General features: G+C 35.8%; 17 protein-coding genes. 4 read left to right on the top strand and 13 right to left on the bottom strand.

The genetic code is table 11. The features are described from left to right. Window positions 1-86: 86 nt before the first annotated feature. The 3 genes from AAEO57_RS05600 to AAEO57_RS05590 form a co-directional block, all read right to left on the bottom strand. Complete coding sequence (locus AAEO57_RS05600) at window positions 87-1,301, bottom strand: CmpA/NrtA family ABC transporter substrate-binding protein (protein ID WP_341690374.1); 1,215 nt, start codon at window positions 1,299-1,301, stop codon at window positions 87-89. Between the two features lie 28 nt (window positions 1,302-1,329). Continuing rightward, window positions 1,330-2,781, bottom strand: a complete 1,452-nt coding sequence (locus tag AAEO57_RS05595) for an alginate export family protein (protein ID WP_341690372.1) — start codon at window positions 2,779-2,781, stop codon at window positions 1,330-1,332. Between the two features lie 380 nt (window positions 2,782-3,161). Continuing rightward, window positions 3,162-3,869 (bottom strand): Crp/Fnr family transcriptional regulator, encoded by a 708-nt coding sequence (locus AAEO57_RS05590; protein ID WP_341690370.1) that lies wholly within the window; start codon window positions 3,867-3,869, stop codon window positions 3,162-3,164. 274 nt (window positions 3,870-4,143) lie between these two features. On the opposite strand from AAEO57_RS05590, the gene AAEO57_RS05585 reads away from it, so the two are divergent. Then, window positions 4,144-7,662 carry a molybdopterin-dependent oxidoreductase gene (locus AAEO57_RS05585; protein ID WP_341690368.1) on the top strand — a complete coding sequence of 1,173 codons (3,519 nt, stop codon included), beginning with the start codon at window positions 4,144-4,146 and terminating at the stop codon, window positions 7,660-7,662. A 98-nt stretch (window positions 7,663-7,760) separates the two neighbouring features. Continuing rightward, window positions 7,761-9,194, top strand: a complete 1,434-nt coding sequence (locus tag AAEO57_RS05580; protein ID WP_341690366.1) for a rubredoxin — start codon at window positions 7,761-7,763, stop codon at window positions 9,192-9,194. A gap of 87 nt (window positions 9,195-9,281) precedes the next feature. Here the strand turns inward: AAEO57_RS05580 and AAEO57_RS05575 are convergent, their stop codons facing one another. Then, a complete protein-coding gene (locus AAEO57_RS05575) occupies window positions 9,282-10,166 on the bottom strand; it encodes an AraC family transcriptional regulator (protein ID WP_341690364.1) in 885 nt (294 codons plus the stop codon). Between the two features lie 183 nt (window positions 10,167-10,349). Here AAEO57_RS05575 and AAEO57_RS05570 point away from each other — a divergent pair, with 183 nt between their 5' ends. Then, on the top strand, window positions 10,350-10,712 hold the full coding sequence (locus AAEO57_RS05570; RefSeq protein WP_341690362.1) for a DUF983 domain-containing protein: 363 nt from the start codon (window positions 10,350-10,352) through the stop codon (window positions 10,710-10,712). Window positions 10,713-10,785: 73 nt separating this feature from the next. Next, complete coding sequence (gene fabD / locus AAEO57_RS05565) at window positions 10,786-11,661, top strand: ACP S-malonyltransferase (protein WP_341690360.1); 876 nt, start codon at window positions 10,786-10,788, stop codon at window positions 11,659-11,661. A 332-nt stretch (window positions 11,662-11,993) separates the two neighbouring features. Here the strand turns inward: fabD and AAEO57_RS05560 are convergent, their stop codons facing one another. The 9 genes from AAEO57_RS05560 to AAEO57_RS05520 all read right to left on the bottom strand — a co-directional run bounded on the left by AAEO57_RS05560 (window position 11,994) and on the right by AAEO57_RS05520 (window position 20,380). Next, window positions 11,994-12,527 (bottom strand): YceI family protein, encoded by a 534-nt coding sequence (locus AAEO57_RS05560; RefSeq protein WP_341690359.1) that lies wholly within the window; start codon window positions 12,525-12,527, stop codon window positions 11,994-11,996. Window positions 12,528-12,723: 196 nt separating this feature from the next. Beyond that, entirely contained in the window at window positions 12,724-13,440 is a 717-nt protein-coding gene (locus AAEO57_RS05555) for a pirin family protein (RefSeq protein ID WP_341690358.1), read from the bottom strand. Window positions 13,441-14,219: 779 nt separating this feature from the next. Beyond that, window positions 14,220-14,795, bottom strand: a complete 576-nt coding sequence (locus tag AAEO57_RS05550) for a Crp/Fnr family transcriptional regulator (RefSeq protein ID WP_341690357.1) — start codon at window positions 14,793-14,795, stop codon at window positions 14,220-14,222. Further along, entirely contained in the window at window positions 14,795-15,115 is a 321-nt protein-coding gene (locus tag AAEO57_RS05545; RefSeq protein ID WP_341690355.1) for a DUF6370 family protein, read from the bottom strand. The genes AAEO57_RS05550 and AAEO57_RS05545 overlap by 1 nt, the downstream gene beginning before the upstream one ends. A gap of 2 nt (window positions 15,116-15,117) precedes the next feature. Next, a complete protein-coding gene (gene purT, locus AAEO57_RS05540; RefSeq protein WP_341690353.1) occupies window positions 15,118-16,278 on the bottom strand; it encodes a formate-dependent phosphoribosylglycinamide formyltransferase in 1,161 nt (386 codons plus the stop codon). Then, complete coding sequence (locus tag AAEO57_RS05535; protein ID WP_341690351.1) at window positions 16,275-16,763, bottom strand: hypothetical protein; 489 nt, start codon at window positions 16,761-16,763, stop codon at window positions 16,275-16,277. Before AAEO57_RS05535 ends, purT begins: the two co-directional genes overlap by 4 nt. A 434-nt stretch (window positions 16,764-17,197) precedes the next feature. Beyond that, a complete protein-coding gene (locus AAEO57_RS05530) occupies window positions 17,198-19,066 on the bottom strand; it encodes a peptidase U32 family protein (RefSeq protein ID WP_341690349.1) in 1,869 nt (622 codons plus the stop codon). Window positions 19,067-19,207: 141 nt separating this feature from the next. Beyond that, window positions 19,208-19,798: a hypothetical protein gene (locus tag AAEO57_RS05525; protein WP_341690347.1), complete on the bottom strand. Its 591-nt coding sequence runs from the start codon at window positions 19,796-19,798 to the stop codon at window positions 19,208-19,210. 126 nt (window positions 19,799-19,924) lie between these two features. Next, complete coding sequence (locus tag AAEO57_RS05520) at window positions 19,925-20,380, bottom strand: ferritin-like domain-containing protein (protein ID WP_341690345.1); 456 nt, start codon at window positions 20,378-20,380, stop codon at window positions 19,925-19,927. Window positions 20,381-20,425 lie beyond the last annotated feature (45 nt).

Here is a 20,425-nt window from a genome sequence, read left to right as displayed (position 1 = left end):
TTCTCCCGGATTAAAGAGCTTTAAGTAGGTTTAAAGTGTAACCTTTTAATCATGAAATCTGTGGCACAAATAAACTTAGTAAGCACTTATTTTTTAGCCGCTTTTATGTAAGCTGCAGGATTTGAAGGGTCAAAAACCGTTTTGTCCATTGTTAATGCGAAAGGTTTCATATCATCATTTGGAACTTTTACTTTCATGCTTTTTGCTACTTCTTCGTATAAATCCTGTAATATTAATTTATCTGCAATCGCTTTATAATTAGGGGCTTCTTTTAGCATTCCGAATCGTACAAACTGTGCCATGGCCCAGATTGCATGTGATTTACGAGGATAATTTACCGCTCCGCCTTTGTGAAACAGCATATAATCTTTAGCATAAACCTGAGTTCCCTGATTACATCCTAAGTCGTAATTACCCATTAATCGGTTTTCGATCACATCTGCAGGAGCATTTACATAAGGAGCTTTTCCAATGATTCCTGCTGCTTTTTTACGGTTGGCAGGATTGTCTAACCAAATACAGGCTTCCAAAACCGCTTTCATTACTTTTACAAGATCGGTTCTGCGTTTTTCGCTGAATTCTTTGTTGACAACCAAAGCTTTTTCAGGATGGTCTTTCCAAATATCCTGAGAGGCTACCTGTGTAAAACCAATTCCCTGTTTTACCGCAACTCCGCCCCAAGGCTCTCCAACACAAAATCCATCCATATTTCCAACCTTCATATTAGCTACCATCTGCGGAGGCGGAATCGTTATGATTTTTGATGTTTTTTGGTTGATTCCTGCAATTGCCATCCAGTTACGCAACCACAAATCGTGTGTTCCTCCAGGGAAAGTCATGGCAAAAGTTACTTCTTTCTCAGCCTTTAATTTTGCAGCCACAACCGGAGCCACTTTATTCATTTGTTTGAAGCCTACTTTTCCGCAAAAATCTTTAGAAAGTGTAATCGCCTGGCCATTTACATTTAGCATCATGGCGATTTTCATTTCAGAACCTGCTTTTCCTCCTACCCCTGTGTAAACCGAAAACGGCATTGAATACAGACAGTGCGCTCCGTCTAATTCTCCGGTTAAAATTTTATCACGAACATTTGCCCATGAAGATTCTTTGGTCACTACGACTTCAACGCCGTATTTTTTAAACAATCCCAATTCTTTTGCCATTACAATCGGGGAGCAGTCTGTTAGCGGAATAAATCCTAGTTTTACCGGGTCGTTCTGCGCTGTTATTTCCGTAAAGGAAGCTATAAGGACTACCAGTAAAGTCAGTATAGTTTTGGTGTATGTGTTTACTTTTTTCATTTTGAACAGATTTAAAAGTTATTTCAAATTATTTTTTTGCAAGGAAATTTGGTTTGATGTTTAGCATGATGTAGGCAAATTGAGGAGATAAATCAGCGTTGGCAACGTTTTTAACTGCTGCAGAAGCCATTGAATTTGTAGCCTGCATGAATGAATATCCTGCTTCAAGATTGATGATTTTGGTCAGGTTGTATTTTACTGTTAAATCTAATTCGGTCCCCAGATAAGAGTTTAATTCTCCTCCTGCACCATTAGATAATGTATTCGCCGATTCGAATCCGTGTACATCTAAAGCTAAAGTCAGATTGTCTTTGGCATTGTATTTTATTTTAAAGAAATAATTCAGTAAACCTTGTTTTCCAAATCCGTTGGCTGCATAAAAATAATCCATACTTCCCCAGAATTTATGTGGTGTTCCGTACAATGGATCAAAACGGTTGTTTTTAGAATCAGCGGTTACCGTTTTGGTTCCGTCATCACCTGATAAATAATCAACTCCCGGACCTATAAATAATTTTCTTCCAATTTGATATGTTGAGGTGATAGAAAATAAATTAGCATTTAAAGATCTTCCGTCTTTATCGCGACCTCCCTGATAGTAGTAGCTTCCCATGAAGTTTAATTTTCGGGTTGCGTTTACGTTATAGTAAATTCCCGTAGTATTTCTGCTCCAAACTCCTTCGCCATTTACTTTTACAGTTACCGGAGGTGTACCAGATGTTACGTTAGTATATTTGTTGAAATCATCCTTAAAGAAGAGAAAAGATAGATCTCCGAAGAAGAATTTTTTACCGATATAAGCGTACTGAAACGATTTGTACATTGTTCCAATTCCGTTTGTGCCTGCGCCGTATGCCGGGTTGGTTCCGTTATACACTGTTCCTGTATTCAGTTCTTTATTTTGGTTAAAAGCAGCCCCGATATCTGCAATCCATCCTTTGTTGGCATATTTAAGGATAATCGCATCGTGACGTCTCCCTTGTTGTAACCAGTCTAAACTTCCCAGAACTTTTTGGTCATCATAAGCAATTTCCTGACGTCCTGCTTTTACAGATAAATTCTGAATCGTACTTAGTGTGTCTACTAAAGAAATTTCTGCCCAGGCTTCGTGAAGTAAAATTCCGTTATTGGCTTCAGTAGTTGTTCTGTTAATCGTTGAAGCGTCTTGTCCCCAAACACGAACATCTTGTAAAGTTGTAAAAAGTTTAAAACGATATCCTGAATATCCTGCTGATAATCTTGTTCTTTGGCTTGTAAAAATAGCAGCTTTGTCTCCTTCTTGCTGTAAAGTTCCTTGTCCTGCACGTACTTCTACACGAGGTCTAACCTGACCTGTAAGTGTAAATTGTGCTTTTGCTTCGTATTGAGAAAGGCATGTAATAGCAAATCCTAATAAAATCGATTTTGAAATCTTTGTATTAAAAAAACGCTCTTTTTTTGAAATCTGCGTGGTAGGTTTAAAGTTGGTTAATTGAAACATAATTATTTGTTTTGATTAGTATGAAGCAAACTTACATACGTATTAATACTTAAGTATTATGTTTTTACCATATAAAAACCTCTTTTTTTATCTGAAAAAAACGTTTCAAAATCAATTTATTAACTGCGTTATCGCATAAATATTAAAATAGTACCTATGAAATAAGGGGTTCTGGATTACTTATTTTAAAGATTATAACTATGATTTAATAAAAAATAGGAGGGAAATAAATGAAAATAAAATGCTATTTTGAAGATTTTTAGCCTATAAAGCTATAATTAACTTCAAAATATACGTAGAATTTTTTCTAAGTGTATTGTTTAAAATACTTAAAATAAGTGTTTTTACTAAAGAAGAAGTTTTTGGAAGCGATTTAAATCTTAGAAGTATTTGTGTTCCATTATCTCAGACTGCAGTTTAGAAGGAGACAATAAACCAATTCTTTTTCCAACTGTTTTGATAAGAGTTTCTTTTTTAAGGCTTGAAAGTATGCGTATAGCCTGTTCTTCGGTAGTTCCTGCAAAGTCGGCGATTTCTTTTCGGGATAATTCAATTTCTATTAAACCGTTATTATTCTGTCCAAATTTTTTGTGAATGTATAAAAGCAAATCAATTACACGTTCTCGCACATTCATGTGGGCAATTTTTCGAATGTTGTTTTCGCTTTTGTTTAATTCGTCGGCATAGAACAACATTAATGCGTATGTGAATTCAGGAACATTTTTAAGAATGTCCATCATCGTTTCATTGCTGAAATTGCATAAAATAGTGTCTTCAAGCGCATAAGCACCAATCAGATAGCGTTTGCTGGTGCCAAAACCACGAAATCCAATAGTATCTCCGTTTGTAGTTAAGCGAACAATCTGTTCACGACCATTGATTCCGGTTTTGACGGTTTTTACTTTTCCTTTACAGATAAAATAAAGTCCCTGAAGAGGGGCTCCTTCAATAATAAACTGTTGTGATTTTTTGCAGATAAAACTGTGTTTTTTTGAAACGTACTGTTGCATCTGCTCCAGGTGCAGGTGTTTTTTTATGAAACAGTTTTCGTTTGCGCACGTATCACAAATGGCCAATTCTTCTTTCATGTGGATAGCTTTTTTTAGTACTTAGTGATTAGTCCTTAGTGATTAGCTTTGATTCGGTAGATCTTTTTAGATCTAATTACTAAGGACTAATCACTAATTACTTATATACAAACGAATTTTCCGTTCCTTATTTATTTTGAATCAAAAATAGAAAAATAAATTGATAAAATAAGTATTTATACGTAAAAATACTTATTTTTGTATGTGATTAAATAAGTGATTTATCTGAAACATTGTTAAAAGATAGCAATTGTAGTATTTAAAAAGAACCAGGATGCAAAACACAAAAATCAAAACTACCTGTTCCTATTGTGGCGTTGGCTGCGGAATTATCGTTACAAACGATCCGAAAAATGGTGTAATGGTTGACGGAGACAAAGACCATCCTGTAAATAAAGGAATGCTGTGTTCTAAAGGAAGAAATTTACATTATGTCGTAAACGATACTTCAGACCGAATTTTGTATCCGGAAATGCGCGGCAGCAAATCCTATCCTTTGGAGCGTGTAAGCTGGGATACTGCAATTGATCGTGCTGCGGCTGTTTTTTCTTCTATCATAAAAAAACACGGGCCGGAAAGTGTTGGATTCTATATTTCGGGTCAGTGTTTAACAGAAGAGTATTATCTGGTAAATAAATTAGTAAAAGGATTTTTAAAAACGAATAATATCGATACCAACTCCAGACTTTGTATGAGTTCTGCCGTGGTCGGATACAAAAAAACATTTGGAGAAGATTCTGTGCCAATTGCTTATGATGATATCGAACTGGCGGATACGTTTTTAATCACTGGGGCGAATCCTGCCTGGTGTCATCCAATTTTGTTCAGAAGGCTTGAAAAACACAAAGAAAATAATCCGAGAGTAAAAATTATCGTAGTTGATCCTCGAAGAACTGATACTGCCGCTTTCGCCGATTTGCATTTGCAGATTATTCCGGGTTCAGATATTATTTTGTATCATGCAATCGCAAAACGAATCATAGAAAAAGGATATGTAGATCATGATTTTGTAAAAAACAATGCTGAAAATTTTAAGCAATATAAAGATTTAGTTTTAAACACATCACTGGAAAAAGCATCAAAATTATGCGGAATTTCAGTAAACGATATTAAACTTGCTGCTGATACCATCGGAAAAGCAAAAGGATTTATTTCTCTTTGGGCGATGGGCCTAAATCAGAGTGCGGTAGGGGTAGATAAAAATACAGCTTTACTGAATTTATCACTTCTGACAGGTCAGGTGGGTAAACCAGGTTCAGGCCCTTTTTCCTTAACTGGCCAGCCTAATGCAATGGGAGGAAGAGAAGTAGGTGGAATGGCTAGTTTGCTGGCTGCCCATAAAGATTTGGCTAATCCGGAGCATAGAAAAGAAGTGGCCGATTTTTGGGGGGTTGACTCAATATCAGAAAAACCGGGCTTAACCGCAACCGAAATGTTCGAAGCACTGGAGTCAGGTAAAATGAAAGCAGTTTGGATTATCTGCACCAATCCGTTAGTAAGTTTACCTGATTCACGTCGTGTCGAAAAAGCATTGCAAAATGCCAAATTTGTGGTGGTTCAGGATATTTCGCATAATGCGGATACGGCTAAATATGCCGATTTATTACTGCCTGCTGCCGGATGGCTGGAAAAAGAAGGGACGATGACCAATTCTGAACGTCGTATTTCGTATTTGCCAAAAGGAGTAAATCCGCCGGGAGAAGCGCTTCCGGATATCGAAATTTTAATTCGTTTTGCTAAAAAAATGAATTTTAACGGTTTTAATTTCAATAATGCCGAAGAAATCTACAAAGAGCATTGTGCCCTGACCAAAAACACTAATATTGATATTTCATTCTTAAATTATAACCGATTAAAAACCGAGGGAACTTTTCAATGGCCGGTTCCGGATTACGGACATCCAGGAACACCTCGTCTTTTTACGGATAAAAAATTCTATACACCTTCTCAAAAAGCGATTTTTAATTTACCCACATCTATTGAAAATACGTCTGAGCAGCCAACACCTCAATTTCCGTTTATCCTTACCACAGGAAGGGTTCGCGACCAATGGCATACGATGACCAAAACGGGCAAGGTATCGAGGTTAATGACACATACACCAAGTCCGGTGCTCGAGATAAATCCGATTGATGCTTTTAAAAATGATATTAAAGATGGTGATATCGTAACGGTAACCAGTAAAAACGGAGAGGTTCGAGTAAAAGCAAAAGTTACCGATGCAATCAAGGAAAAAGTGGTTTTCCTGCCGATGCATTGGGGAAAACAGCTTGAAAATGATTTGAACAGAACCAATAATTTAACGAATACGTTAGTTGACCCGATTTCAAAAGAGCCTGATTTTAAATATACCACAGTTGCTATTACCAAATATGTAAAACCTTTTCAGAAAATTGCGATTGTGGGAGCAGGAGCAGCAGCTTTCCGTTTCATACAGAATTATCGTGAATTCAATTCTACTGATGAAATTGTGGTTTTTTCTAATGAAATAAATCCGTTTTACAATCGTGTATTGCTTCCGGAATATATGACCGGAGAATTCAGCTGGGAGCAATTGTTAAAAGTGAAAGACGGAGAAGCATTAAATAAATTGAAAATTACCATGAATGCCGGTGTTGCTGTTGGTAAAATTAATGCTGCCGAAAAAAAGATAATTGATAGTAATGGTGACAGACATTCTTATGATTCATTAATTCTGGCTACCGGAAGCCGTCCTTTTGTGCCGGAAAATGCGCAATTACATTTGCCTGGGCGTTTTACCGTAAGAAAAAAAGAAGATGCCGACCGTTTAAAAAGACATCTTGATAATACTAATTTACCGCCTGAAGAACAGCATGTTGTAATCGTTGGCGGAGGTTTATTAGGGCTCGAATTGGCAGCAGCACTGAAACATAAAAAAGTAAAAACAACTATCATACAAAGGGCTTCCAGATTGATGGAGCGCCAGCTGGACCGAATTTCCAGCAAATTACTGGCAGAAGAAGTACAGCTTCGTGATATTCAGATTTATTTTGATAATGAGGTGAGTACCGTTTTTGAAACCGATAATGAAAACGAACTTGAAATCGCTTTGAAAAGTGGACGAATCCTTACCGCAAATGCTATTGTATACACGATCGGAACTATTCCGAATATTGAAATTGCACGAGAAACCGGGCTTTCTTGCGGACGAGGAGTAAAAGTGAACCAGTATCTGCAATCTTCAAATCCGGATATTTATGCCATTGGCGAGATAGCCGAATTTAATAACAGACTTTTCGGAATCACATCTGCGGCTGAAGAGCAGGCCGATATTCTTGCTAACTTTCTTGCGGGAGATATCAGCAGTTACTACAAAGGTTCAATTTTAATGAACATTCTGAAATTAGAAGATATTAATCTGTGCAGTATCGGAGAAGTAGAAATTCCCGAAAACGACGATTCGTATGAGGAAATTGTTTTCTCTGATCTGAAACAGCGCTACTACAAAAAATGTATCGTTAAAAATGACTTATTGGTAGGCGCTATTTTGATGGGTGACAAAAACGAGTTTGCCGAATTCAAAACTATGATTGAAAGCAAAATCGAATTGTCTGAAAAACGAAATTTATTGCTTAGAGGAAGTTCAAACGCCAAACCTGTCCTTGGGAAATTAGTATGTTCCTGTAGCCAGGTTGGTGCGGGAAACATCGAAGAAACAATAAAAAGCGGAGTAAATAATTTTACTGATTTATGTAAAAATACCGGAGCCGGATTAGGCTGCGGAAGCTGTAAAACAGAGGTTAAAGAGATTTTAGCGAAATGTAAGGTTTAAAAAATTTTGTTTCAGGTTTTCTTTGTTTCAGGTTTTAAGTTAAGCGCATCGAACATAACCTGAAACCTGAAACTTGAAACTAAAAAAACTATAAGAACATGGAATTAACGAGATTAATAGTAAAAGGAGGTGTTATTTCGCCGGGAGAACTTAGAGAAGTGGTCAATATGGCAATGGATCAGGGTTTGGATTCAATTTCATTTGGTTCAAGACAGGATATTATTTTTCCAAAAGGCTTTAAAGCTTTGGATAAAGAAAAAATGGGGAAACATCATTTTGTTTTTCCCGATGAAAAGAGCGGCAATAATATCGTTTCGTCTTATGTTTCTACAGATATTTTCAGAAATACCAACTGGCTGACCGGAAATAAGTTTTTATATATTTTAGAACAATTTAAAGATCAGCCGAAGCTTAAGGTAAACATCAACGATCCTAAGCAGCAACTGGTTCCATTATTTACAGGACACCTTAATTTCATAGCTTCTGAGCATGAAGATTATTGGTATTTATATATTCGTTTGCCGAAGTGGCAGCGTATGGAAGTCTATCCGGTATTGATTTACAGCTGGGACATTGCAACGATTTATTACGAAATCGAACGTATTGTTACTACCGAAGAATCTTGTGGAATCGACCTCATTTTTAGTCTGGTTACCGAAGCTCTGGATACCAACAACAGAACGATTGATAAACCTTTGAATGTTCCTTTTTATCCATTTCCGTATTACGAAGGGATGAATCGAATGGGAATCGACCAGTATTGGCTTGGGTTGTACTGGAGAAATAATCTCTACGATTTGGATTTTCTGAAAGAAATGTGCGATTTATGTTTCGATTGCAAAATCGGTAAAATATGTATCACGCCGTGGAAATCGTTTATTATAAAAGGAATCCCGAAAGACAGAAAACTGGAATGGGAGAAATTTTTAGGAAAAAAAGGAATCAATGTGCGTCATTCTCTTTTAGAACTAAACTGGCATTTACCCGTAGCAATGGAATGGGCTCTGAACCTGAAAACCTTTTTAGTAAGAACACTGGATCAGTTTGACATCAGTACTTACGGTTTAAATTTCGGTATCTCTGAATACAATCGCGAAGGTCATTATTTCACTTCTATTGTAATTGAAAAAAATGAGCTGCCTAAAGATCTGGAATCGATTAAAATCCGTGATACTTATAATGTCCTATTCGCAAAGAATTTCGACCCGAATACAAGAGAATATATTGTGCATTCACAAGATATTGACAAGCTGGAACTACCAACCATTTTAATTGAATTGAGCCGAAAATACTTTGAAGAATTAGGGAATTTAGTTCCTGAAACAGTTGAAAATAATCAGAAAAAAGAAAAACCACAATTAGATATCTACCAATGTCAGGAATGCCTTTCGTTGTACAATCCGGAATATGGGGATGAAAGTCAAAATGTTCCAAAAGGTATTTTATTCACAGATTTAGCCGAAACTTATTGTTGTTCCCTATGTGAAGCGCCTAAAAGCAATTTTAAAATTTTAGAAACGGTTACAACTTAATTGTTTGTAGTTTAGTTTTACAATTGTCACCCTGAGCGGAGTCGAAGGCTTATGAAAACGAGGGCTTCGACTCCGCTCAGTCTGACATTAAATTGTTTGTATTTTTTTTAATTTTTTCAATTCCCGAAAAGCTGTTGGAGAGATTCCTGTTTGTTTTTTGAAAACTCTTGAAAAATAAGAGTAATCATCATAGCCAATAGCCGATGCAACTTCGTTTACTGCCAGTTGTTTGTCAGTCAGCATCCGTTTGATTTCAAGAATTACCCGGTCCATAATCACCTCGGTAGCTGTTTTTTGTAAAATTTCATTACAAATCCGGTTGAGGTGTTTCAGGGTGATGTTTAACTTTTCAGCATAAAAAGAGGGTGATTTTTCTTTTTTAAAATGTTGTTCCAAAAGCTTTTCAAAAACGCTTATTTTCACATTATACGAATGCGTTTTGTGTGAATAGGTTTCTTCGTATTTTCGTGCAATTTCGATATGAATACAATCCAGTAAATTCAGCATTTTATCCAATTGAAAGTTACTCTGTTGCTTATTTTCTTCAGTCAATAATTTAAAATAAGGCAAAATTTTCGGCATTTCTTCTTGTTCAAAAAGTATTTCCGGACGATTGTGAATCGAATGATAAAAGTTGTAATCATTGATGTTTTTCTGTCCGAAATATAAATTATAAAGTTCCTGCGAAAATATAATCACAAAGCCTTCAATATCTTCAGACAAACTCCAATGGTGCATTTGTCCGGGCTGCAGGACGAATAAACTTCCTTTTTTAATTTCAAAACGGTCAAAATCGACTTCGTGCATTCCGGATCCATCAGTAAAAAATACCATCAGATGCGAATCATGCCGATGCGGTTCTTCAACAAAACTGTGGCTTTTTAAATGCTCCTTGAATGTATTCACATAAAATTCCCGATGAATATCATTACAGCTAAAATTTTCTACACTATAAATGGGATATTTCTTCATACGCGGATCATATTTATTTTGGTTATAAAATTACCTTTCCCAATTTAGAATTTAGATTTTAGAATATTATTTATTTGATAGTTTAATTCAAATATGTCTTTATTGTGCTATAAGTGGCGAAGATATAAAAAAGGTTTCAAAAGAATCTTATTTACCTTTGTATAAATATAAAAAAACAATATCATGTCTAGCGCATTAACTCATATTTTAAGTAACGAATGTCCGGTTTGTCATAAAGGGAAAGTTTTTAAAGACAAGAATATTTTCCTGAATTTTGGCTTTCCAAAAATGAATGAAACATGCAGTCACTGCCATTATAAATTTCAAAAAGAACCCGGTTTTTTCTTTGGTGCCATGTATGTAAATTATGGTCTGACAGTAGCTCAGGGAATTGCAACGTATTGTATCGCTCAGTTTTTCTTTGAAAATACGTTCGATTTAAGAATTATACCGATTATTGCCGTTGTCATTATCCTGCTTACTTCTTTTAATCTTCGATTCTCCAGATTAGCATGGATTTATATTTTTAAGGATTATACGAGCTAAAAAAATGCTATTTTTGCCTTTCAATTGAAACTAATTTTCAATTTCAAAAAAAAACAAAAAATAAATTAGACAAATGAAAGCATACGTATTTCCGGGTCAGGGCGCACAATTTACAGGAATGGGCAAAGACTTATATGAAACATCACCATTGGCAAAAGAATTATTCGAAAAAGCCAATGAAATTTTAGGTTTCAGAATCACAGATATCATGTTTGAAGGTACTGCCGAAGAACTAAAAGAAACTAAAGTAACACAACCTGCCGTTTTTTTACATTCGGTTATTCTGGCAAAAACTTTAGGAGATGATTTCAAACCTGAAATGGTAGCAGGACATTCTTTAGGTGAATTTTCAGCTTTAGTTGCCAACGGAACTTTATCTTTTGAAGACGGTTTAAAATTAGTTTCACAGCGCGCTTTGGCGATGCAAAAAGCCTGCGAAATTACACCTTCAACAATGGCAGCAGTTTTAGGACTTGCGGATAATATTGTAGAAGAAGTTTGTGCTTCTATTGACGGAGTTGTCGTTGCTGCAAATTACAACTGCCCTGGACAATTAGTAATTTCAGGAGAAACATCTGCGGTTGAAAAAGCGTGTGAAGCAATGAAAGCTGCCGGAGCAAAACGTGCTTTGATTTTACCTGTTGGAGGCGCTTTTCACTCGCCAATGATGGAACCTGCAAGAGAAGAGCTGGCAGCCGCTATTGAAGCGACTACTTTCTCTACTCCAATTTGTCCAGTATATCAAAACGTAACGGCAAATGCAGTTTCTGATGCAGCCGAAATTAAAAAGAACCTAATCATCCAGTTGACTGCTCCTGTAAAATGGACACAGTCTGTACAACAAATGATCGCTGATGGTGCTACTTTATTTACTGAAGTTGGTCCAGGAAAAGTATTAGCTGGTCTAATCAATAAAATTGATAAAGAAGCTGCTACGGCGAATGCTTAAAATTTAGTTTATAAAGTAAAGTATTCAAAAATAAACAAACCCTTCTTAGACAAAATTTTAAGAAGGGTTTTGTTATATAAAAGAAACCTGAACTATATGAATCGTTCCTATGGAACTGCTCTTTACAATCTTACATTTCCAACGGATTAAAATCCGTTGCTATAAGACAAGTCATTCCTACGGAATTTTTCATAAGAGCCATAGGCTCGAAAATATTGTAGCAACGGATTTTAATCCGTTGAAAGCAAACAATGAAAAACAGAGTTCCTTAGGAACGATTCATATAAAATGTATTTGAATAATAGTGCTACATTGAATCTGATTTGAATTGCTTAAGCCTGTTTAGCAAATTGCAATTCGATGTTTAGTTTCACTTCTTCGCCAACCAAAACACCACCGGTTTCAAGAGCAGAGTTCCAGTTTAAGCCCCAGTCTTTACGGTTTATTTTCCCTTCAATACTCAAACCTACTTTTGTATTTCCCCATGGATCAGTCAGGATTCCGCTATATTCAACCGGAAAAACAACTGTTTTTGCAACCCCTCTGATATTTAAATCTCCAGTAAGTTCGTACTTCTCGTCATTGATTTTTTTGAAAGATGAAGAAGTAAAAGTCAATTTTGGATGGTTTTCAGCATCAAAAAAGTCCGCACTTTTTAAGTGATTGTCTCTGTCTGCATTAGCTGTATCGATAGAAGCGATATCACCTGAAAACTCAATTGCAGCATTTTCAAAATCATCACCTTCTGTTGTGATGGTTGCATCGTAAGTTAAAAATTTTCCTGAAACATTAGTAAACATCATGTGTTTTACTTTAAAACCAATTTCTGAGTGAGTTGCGTCAATTGACCATTTTGTAGTTGCCATAATTTTATTTTTTAAATATTAATTTCATTTTGATAAGACAAAGTTACGGTGACAGTTGTCCTGAAGCACTTAACCTAGATTAAGAAATAATTAAAATGTAATTATTTGATATGTAAATATTTAATTAAAAGTAAAAACGACAAACAAGCCATTAAGAACTTGTTTGTCGTTTTGAAAAAATGATTTAAATCCTGAATTAATAGTTCATTGGAATATCCATCAATAAAAATTCAGCATCTGTATTGGCTTTTATATTTAAAGTATCAGTTCCTGAAATACCAACCGCATCACGGGTGTTTAATTCCTGACCGTTGATGGTTACGTTTCCTTTTAGGATGAAAGCATAAACGCCGTTTCCTTCTTTTTTGATTTTGTATTCTGTTTCTATTCCTGAATCAAAATTCCCCATGTTAAACCACGCATCCTGATGAATCCAAACGCCTTCATCATCTGCATTTGGAGATAAAATCTGAGATAATTTATTATGTCTGTCTGCAACATCCAAAGTAATTTGCTGGTAACGTGGCGTAACATTTCTTTTGTTTGGAAACAGCCAGATTTGTAACAATTTAGTCTGCTGATCTGCATTCGGGTTAAACTCACTATGCTGAATTCCGGTTCCGGCGCTCATCACCTGAACATCGCCATTTTTGATGATTTCAGTATTTCCCATACTGTCTTTGTGAGCCAAATCACCTTCTAGCGGAATGGTAATAATTTCCATATTATCGTGCGGATGTGTTCCAAAACCCATTCCGCCTGCAATTGTGTCATCGTTCAAAACACGAAGCGCTCCAAACTGAATTCTGTCCGGATTGTACCAGCTTGCAAAACTAAAGCTGTGATAAGCGTTCAACCATCCGTGATTTGCATTTCCTCTTGTTTCTGCTTTGTGCAATACTATATTTTCCATGATTTTGTGTATTTGTTATTTTTATAGTACAAAGATACCCTCAACATACACGAAAAGCACTTAATGTAGATTAAGAAAAGATTCTGAGGTTCTGAGTGGCTAAGATTCTAAGGTTTTCCCAATCTTGTCATCCTGACGAAGGAAGGATCTCCGTAAGCAGCTCGCCAATTTTTGGAAATTTTGATTTTTGTAGCAGAAAAGTAATTTATAACAAGGCCCTTAGTCCTGCTATCCGCTATATCTGTTGCTGCGAACCCCGCAACAACAGGATGTCGCTGCTATCAGGGCTGTATTAGAAATTTTGTTTTCAGAAGTATTTATTATTGCAAAGAAAACATATGTGCTTTCGTGAAATTTAAGCACCCTCATTTTATTTTAATGAATCTCCCTTTTGCAGAAGCTATGTCAAGATAGTTGCCTCCATCTTTCCTATTATGAACAGAAAATTGAATAGTATCTTTTGTTATTTGATTTTTAAAAATACTTACGATTAAATCCGGGTTGATAAAGCTATCTAATACAATTATGCTTTTGTATGAGATTTTGCCTTTAGGGATAAACTTGTTGTCGAACACATAAGTACTATCGTTAAATGTAATTTTATTTTTCTGAATGTGATAATATTCATTTTCCACAATACAATAATAACTGCCTCTAAGTTTATTGTTTTCCTGACTGCTAAAGTTGATAAGAAAGAGTATTAATAAAGCAAAACATTTCATTGTGTTCTTAATGTGTTTAGAAAAACTTTTTTTTAACTTAATGTCTTAATGGTAAAACTATTTCTTCAAAAGCCTCGCTTTCATTTTACTAAAAAATTCAGGAGTAACGCCAATGAAAGACGCGATTTGTTTTTGAGGCACTTTATGCACCAGTGTTCCGTATTTAGCACAGAATTTCTCGAAACGCTCTTCCGCAGGTAAACTTAAATTGTCCATCAATCGCTGTTGATTGGCAACCAATGAGTTTTCTATTAAAATTCTGAAAAAACGTTCAAGTTTTGGAATTTCAAGATATAATTGTTCCTGATTTTCTTTGGATAACGAAACTACTTCTGCTTCTTCCAGAACTTCAATAAAAAGCTGTCCTGGCTTTTGCGAAAAATAACTGTACATATCACTCATCCACCAGCCTTCGCAAGCGAAAGAAAGAACATGTTCTACAATATTATCGTTGATATTGAAACTTCTTAAAATACCTGAATTGACAAAATACGAATGTTTACAGACTTCACCGGCATTCAATAAAATGGTTTTGGCTTTGTAGGTGTTCGTTTCTAATTTGGATAAAAAAAGTTCTTGCTCTGAAGGAGTCAGTGAAACGTGTTTGGCAATATTTTCAAGAATTAATGCCATTATTTTTTATCTTCTATTAGTTTAAATGAAGTGGCTTTAAATCTATTGTTTACGATTTCTCCGGTAACTAAAGCTTTACTGATCGCATTGCAAAAACCTTTTTCAGTATGTGCATCTCCGTGGTCATGAATCGTTGTACCGTCTACAAAGTAGCTTTTTCCGTCAATGCGTACTGCTAAATCACAGCTTTTGCCTTTCATTCCGAATTGACATTCTCCACAGGAAGCTTCTACGATTGTAGGTTTATCAAATTTCTTTTTGTCTTGTGCCTGTACTGCGATTCCAATAAAAAGGAAAGTCGCTAAAAGTATATTTTTCATGGTTAAGAATTTACAGTGATTAATTTTGCCGTTTCTTTGGCGCGTTCTATTACTTCGTTAATTGGGGTCGAAAGTGTGTCATGGCTTAAAACAACGCCCATTCTGCGATAAGGTCTTGAAGTTGGTTTCCCGAAAATCCTGAAATCGGTTTTGGGTAAAGCTGCCACTTTTTCGATTCCGCTAAAAGTTGGATTTGCAGAATCTTCTGAGGCTAAAATTACGGCACTTGCACCAGCTTTTTCTAAAGTAATTTCAAAAATTGGCAAACTTAAAATGGCTCTTAAATGCAATTCGAATTCGTTGAAATTCTGCGTTCCTGCCAAAGTTACCATTCCCGTATCATGCGGACGAGGTGAAAGTTCCGAGAAATAAACGCCTTCATTAGTCAGAAAAAATTCAACACCAAAAAGTCCGGCTCCGCCAAGGGCTTCAGTAATTTTTTCGGCCATATCCTGCGCTTCATACAAATCTTTTTCAGAAACCAAAGCGGGTTGCCAGCTTTCCTGATAATCGCCTCTTTCTTGTCTGTGACCAATTGGCGAACAGAATAGAGTTGGATTATTATTTTGAGTAATCGTTAAAAGGGTAATTTCAGAATGGAAATCTACAAAAGCTTCTACAATCACTTCAATTACGTCACCACGTGAACCCGCAACGGCATATTGCCACGCTTTTTCGATATCATTTTCAGATTTAATGGTAGATTGACCTTTTCCGGAAGAAGACATTAAGGGCTTTACCACACACGGAATTCCGACTTCCTGAACGGCTTTTTGCAGTTCTTCTGCGGAAGTTGCGTATTGGTATTTTGCCGTTTTTAATCCAAGTTCTTTTGCAGCTAAATCCCGGATTGCTTTACGGTTCATAGTAAAGTTTGCCGCTTTCGCTGAAGGAACAACAGTAATACCTTGTTTTTCGTAATCGTAAAAACGTTCGGTACGAATGGCTTCTATTTCTGGAACAATGAAATCTGGCTGGTGTTTGGCTACGATTAGGTCAAGAGCTTCACCGTCCAGCATGTTGATGACTTCAAAACCGTGTGCGACTTGCATTGCCGGGGCATTTTCGTAACTGTCAACTGCAATTATGGTTTGTCCGATTCGTTGTGCAGCAATAGTAAATTCTTTGCCTAATTCGCCTGAACCTAGGAGTAGTATTTTCATTTTGTTTGATTTAAAGTTTGGGTGTTTTGGCTTGCTTTTACAATTAGCAAACTGCTTATAAAAGTTAGAATCATTAATACAAATGATAGGGCTAAAATCATCAGTATCGAAAACAGAATTTTGTTATAAAGTTGTACACTCAATGTAACAGATATTCCGTTAAAAAATAATCCGACTATATAAAGTGTGAAAAGAGCTAATATTAATTTTAAACTTACTCCAAAAGAAAATTGAGAACAAGCTTGGAAATAAGTGATTTGATTTAATGAATAATAAAGTTTCTTTGAGGTATTCCAAAAAAGGAATACAATAAATAATGGAAATAGAATTCCCCAAAATATTGGGTTCCAAAATACACCAAAATCACATATTTGTATACATAAGTCGATGAAAAGGCTTTTTGAAAAAATTAAAAGTGGAAAAAAAGCGGTCACAAAAATTCCAGCAATAATTGCATGTTTTTGAATATTTTTGTTTGATTCCATTTAAATTTATTTTGAAGAGTAAAGATAAATAAAATGAGTTTTATTCTCGAGCTGATTTTGGAGATTCGGCGGATTTATTTTGTGTGACATTTTAATTTCAAGGATAAAGTAACCATGCAGTTTGTCATTTCGACGAAGGAGAAATCTCCACGAGTAGCTCTACAAAGATTGGCTTATTGGAACGGAGTTACTTGCGAAGATTTCTCCTTCGTCGAAATGACAAGATTGTGGAGAATTGTATTGTGAATAATTGTTTTATTAATAAACGAAAACTTCTTGTTAACCCGTTCGCGTGAGGGATAGCAGTGGAAAGCCCACAGCCTGACGAAGGAAGTGCGACGACTTGTAAGGGATAGCCCGACCCGGAGGGACACGCCCAAAATAAAAAATTCGCAAAGATTTAAAATTAATCTTTGCGAATCTCTGCGGTAAAATCAATGAAAATGATCTTCTTCAATTTCAAATTCAGCGTCTTTTTCCCAGATTTCCATTTCGCAGGGTTTGCAGTTGAATTTTAGTTTGTATTCCAATTCACCCTGTTTTAAAACCAAAGGTTCTTTTACTTTAACACCTACGATGTCTTTTTGGTGTATTGGGCATTTTTTCAATTCGTATTTGATGCAATATTTGGTTGTCATTACACGAGATTTTCCCGGATCCCATTGCAATTCGAATGCTTTTTCGATTTCGGTAACGCCGTGGCGTTCGTAGAATTTACGAGCGGTTTTGTTTGAAACGTTGTACATGAAATCCAATTTGGTTTCTGGATATGGATGTGACGTTTTTACCAATTGGTGCTCTTCGCGAACGTAATTTGCCAAACGAATTTCTGATAATTGTTCGAAAACATTTCTTCTCATTTCGTTAATTTTTGAAATAGGAAGAAACCAGTTTTCAGAAAACATCACATTGATTTCATCGGCGCTGTAAGGTGTAAAACCAGTTTTTGCCAATTGAATTTTTATGTTTTCTTCAATCGATTCGCCTGTTTTTGTTTTTTCTTTCGGGTGCTCTAATTTTATGGTACTTACGTTTCCGTCTTCGTCGGTTGCGATTAATTCGAAACCATTTTCGTTTTCGGTAAGCAATAGAGTAGTTCCGATTTTACGGATGGCACTGTCTTCTCTTTCAACAATTTTGATGAAAGCAGCGTCGTTATTTCTATAGATGAAAGTTCCGTCTTTAATTTCTTTTAGAACGTTTGGATATACTTTTCCGTTTTCGGCTTTGTTTACGTAGATTCCGTCTGCTTCATTATTTTCGTTGATAAAGCAAAGTCCGTCGCCGTTGTTTAATAATTCACCGTTTTCGATTTCGTAAGCGTTTCCGACAGTTCTAATTAATTTACCAATATACTGTCCTTTTGATTTTGGGCTTTCCCAGGAACCAATAGAGCTATGTCTTTCGTTAACGAAATAATCGGTATAACCACGATTGAACGTTCTACTCAATGTAGAATCAAAAGTATAAGTGCATTTTCCAGATGAAGCTTTGGTGTATTTGTCGCTTCCTTCTAAATAACTGTCTAATTTTTGGCGTAAATAAGAAACGTTGTTTTTAACGTAAGCAACGTCTTTTAATCTTCCTTCAATTTTGAAAGAAACGATTCCGGCTTCAATTAAATTCGGAATCTGATCTGAAACATCTAAATCTTTAATCGAAAGTAAGTGGCTGTTTTTGATTAAAGTTTCGCCGTTTCCGTCGATTAAATTATAAGGTAAACGGCAGTTTTGAGCGCAGGAACCACGGTTGGCGCTGCGTTCTCCGTTGGCCACACTCATATAGCAGTTTCCGCTGAAAGAAACACATAAAGCTCCGGTTACGAAAAACTCTAATTCAACATCAGCATGGTCGTATATTGTTTTAATTTGATGCAGATTTAATTCGCGCGCTAAAACCACACGTTTGATTCCGGCATCTTTAAGAAATTTAATTTTATCTGCGTCACGGTTATTGGCTTGTGTACTGGCGTGAAGTACGATAGGAGGTAAGTCCATTTCCATAATTGCCATATCCTGAATAATCAGTGCATCAACACCAATATCGTATAATTCCCAGATCATAGCTCGACACGTTTCTAACTCGTTATCATACAAAATGGTATTAATAACCACAAAAACCTGTGCGTTAAATAAGTGTGCATATTTTACTAAAGCAGCAACATCTTCAATAGAGTTGTTTGCATTAGATCGGGCTCCAAATTGTGGTGCTCCAATATATACTGCATCTGCACCGCTGTTAATAGCGGCCATTCCGCCGATTAAATCTCTGGCCGGAGCTAATATTTCTATTTTCTTCTTCATTTCTAAAACTTTAGCTTTTGTGGTATTCACGAAAAAAAGTGTGCAAAGGTCTTATAAAATATTTGAGATTACTAATGCTGAAGCGATTTTTTTGAAATTGTTAACTTAATATCGAATGATGATAAGCGAGATTTATATTCTTTAGTCTAAAGGAAAACTATATCCGACAGCAAATACTCCAGTCGATTGTTTTGCAGCTGGATGAAAGTAGCCTGAAATCCCAATTTCAAAACTATGATTTCTACCCACAGCTAATCCTATACTAAATGGGATATGTAGTAAAACATCGCTTTTGTTGAAATTAACATTTGGTGTAAAAGTCTCGAATTTACCAGCCGAAGCCCCAAGACCACCTTCAATAAATGGTGCAACCCATGGTATTGGAGCACAAAGACGAACTTTTCCTCCCACCAGAAAAGCATTAGTAGTAACTTTATAATGAGGTTGATTTTCTATATTTTGATTTTTATCAACAGATTCAAAAATGAAACCTGCATAAGGTCTTACGCTAAACCAGGATTTTATTCCTATAATATATTCACCTTGAAGATAGAGTCCGCCTCCCATAACATCTACTTCATCCTGACTTCCATAGTCTTCAGTATAATAAGAACTGCTTGCCCCATAACCTATAGAAGCTTTTATGGATTTACCTGTTGTCTGTGCTTTTATCTGGTTTGAAAATAATGTTATGGAAATAATAAAAATAAAACGGAGTAAAGTTAATTTCATAAAGATTTTGTTTTTAAAATAAAGGCGCGAAAGTAAGATTTATTCTTCAATTTTTTATAAAAACAAAAAACTGCCAAATCCGAAGATCAGGCAGTTCTCAAAAAAAAGCATGAATCGATCGATCGATTAATTCACTCTCATTTTAATTTGTGATAACGCATTTTGAATACTGTTCAATTGTTTGGAAATAACCGAAATCTGATTGTATTCTAAATGGTTTTCTTCTAAAGCCATTTTGTATTTTTCGATAGCTGCTTCTTCGCCCGTAACGCAGGCGTTGATGATTGCTTCGGTATCTCCTCCTGTAAAGGATGATTTAATGTCGATCCAGGTGCGGTGTAAGGCGCCTAATGGCCCTCCGCCCGAGGTGTCTGTTGATTTTCCGAGTTTGTTGATTTCGTCTTGTAATTCAACAATAAACAAGGCTCTTTCTCGTGCATATTCCAGGAAATCTGTTTTGATTGCAGGATTTTCTACATGTTCGGCTGCATTAGTGTAGCCCAGTTTTCCGTCTTCCAGAATTGAAATTAATCCTTCTAAAGTTTTAACTGCTTCTTTTGTAGTTTCATCTGTATGTATCATGACGTATGATTTTTAAAATTTATATATTACAAAGATGGAACTTAT

It is taken from the genome of Flavobacterium calami (genome assembly GCF_038290035.1).
Lineage (GTDB): Bacteria > Bacteroidota > Bacteroidia > Flavobacteriales > Flavobacteriaceae > Flavobacterium > Flavobacterium calami.
This window is presented reverse-complemented; position numbering and strand designations above follow the sequence as displayed.

Coding starts and splice junctions, on each gene's coding strand:
- AAEO57_RS05550 (WP_341690357.1), bottom strand. CDS start 14,795: ATGGCATTAATTCTTGAAAATATTGCCAAACACGTTTCACTGACTCCT.
- AAEO57_RS05580 (WP_341690366.1), top strand. CDS start 7,761: ATGGAATTAACGAGATTAATAGTAAAAGGAGGTGTTATTTCGCCGGGA.
- AAEO57_RS05570 (WP_341690362.1), top strand. CDS start 10,350: ATGTCTAGCGCATTAACTCATATTTTAAGTAACGAATGTCCGGTTTGT.
- AAEO57_RS05525 (WP_341690347.1), bottom strand. CDS start 19,798: ATGAAATTAACTTTACTCCGTTTTATTTTTATTATTTCCATAACATTA.
- AAEO57_RS05590 (WP_341690370.1), bottom strand. CDS start 3,869: ATGAAAGAAGAATTGGCCATTTGTGATACGTGCGCAAACGAAAACTGT.
- AAEO57_RS05585 (WP_341690368.1), top strand. CDS start 4,144: ATGCAAAACACAAAAATCAAAACTACCTGTTCCTATTGTGGCGTTGGC.
- AAEO57_RS05600 (WP_341690374.1), bottom strand. CDS start 1,301: ATGAAAAAAGTAAACACATACACCAAAACTATACTGACTTTACTGGTA.
- purT (WP_341690353.1), bottom strand. CDS start 16,278: ATGAAAATACTACTCCTAGGTTCAGGCGAATTAGGCAAAGAATTTACT.
- AAEO57_RS05560 (WP_341690359.1), bottom strand. CDS start 12,527: ATGGCAACTACAAAATGGTCAATTGACGCAACTCACTCAGAAATTGGT.
- AAEO57_RS05520 (WP_341690345.1), bottom strand. CDS start 20,380: ATGATACATACAGATGAAACTACAAAAGAAGCAGTTAAAACTTTAGAA.
- AAEO57_RS05595 (WP_341690372.1), bottom strand. CDS start 2,781: ATGTTTCAATTAACCAACTTTAAACCTACCACGCAGATTTCAAAAAAA.
- AAEO57_RS05575 (WP_341690364.1), bottom strand. CDS start 10,166: ATGAAGAAATATCCCATTTATAGTGTAGAAAATTTTAGCTGTAATGAT.
- AAEO57_RS05545 (WP_341690355.1), bottom strand. CDS start 15,115: ATGAAAAATATACTTTTAGCGACTTTCCTTTTTATTGGAATCGCAGTA.
- fabD (WP_341690360.1), top strand. CDS start 10,786: ATGAAAGCATACGTATTTCCGGGTCAGGGCGCACAATTTACAGGAATG.
- AAEO57_RS05530 (WP_341690349.1), bottom strand. CDS start 19,066: ATGAAGAAGAAAATAGAAATATTAGCTCCGGCCAGAGATTTAATCGGC.
- AAEO57_RS05555 (WP_341690358.1), bottom strand. CDS start 13,440: ATGGAAAATATAGTATTGCACAAAGCAGAAACAAGAGGAAATGCAAAT.
- AAEO57_RS05535 (WP_341690351.1), bottom strand. CDS start 16,763: ATGGAATCAAACAAAAATATTCAAAAACATGCAATTATTGCTGGAATT.